The following is a 636-nucleotide window of genomic DNA, read 5'->3' as shown; positions in this document are numbered from 1 at the left end:
GGTCGAACACCACCTGCAATGCGTGGACGGGCTGAAGTGGCCGCAGTCGGTGCTGGAGGACAAGCAGGGACGCGTGTGGATCGGCCTGTATCGCGGGCTGGTGCGCTACGACCCGGCCGACCGCAGCGTGCAACGCTGGCGCGACACCGACGCCCGCGACCCGGCGATGCACGGCGAGGCGGAAACGATCCGGCAGACCGCCGATGGCCGCCTGTGGATGTATTCCGACGTTGACGGCATCCAACTGCGCGATCCCGATGGCCATGTGCTGCGCACGCTGGCGCACGATGCGCATGGGCTGAGCCGCGAGTTGGCGGTCAACGAGATGCGGGTGGGCCCGGATGGGTTGATCTGGCTGTCCACGAGCCGCGGCGTGCTGCGCTGGAACGAGGCGACCGACCGGTTCGAGCCGGTGCCCGGCGCGCCGACGCAGGCCATCTACGCGTCGGCCTTCACCGATACCGGCATCACCTGGCTGGCGGGCATGGGCCAGGTATCGCAGTACTTCTGGGACGGGCAGCGGTTGCAGCTGCTCGATGGCATCGGCGCGCGGGAGGATTTCCCCGCCCTCGAACCGGGCGGCATGGTGGTCGATGCGGCAGGCGTGGCCTGGGTATCGAGCATGCGCGGACTGAT

Annotated in this window: 1 protein-coding gene; it reads left to right on the top strand. The window is 69.2% G+C overall.

From position 1 onward, the window contains the following. Window positions 1-636 (top strand): hypothetical protein (locus CWM66_RS28975; protein WP_199200072.1); only part of this gene is annotated, 636 nt, incomplete at both ends.

This window comes from Kosakonia sp. H7A (genome assembly GCF_003028445.1).
Classification (GTDB): domain Bacteria; phylum Pseudomonadota; class Gammaproteobacteria; order Enterobacterales; family Enterobacteriaceae; genus Kosakonia; species Kosakonia radicincitans.
This window is presented reverse-complemented; position numbering and strand designations above follow the sequence as displayed.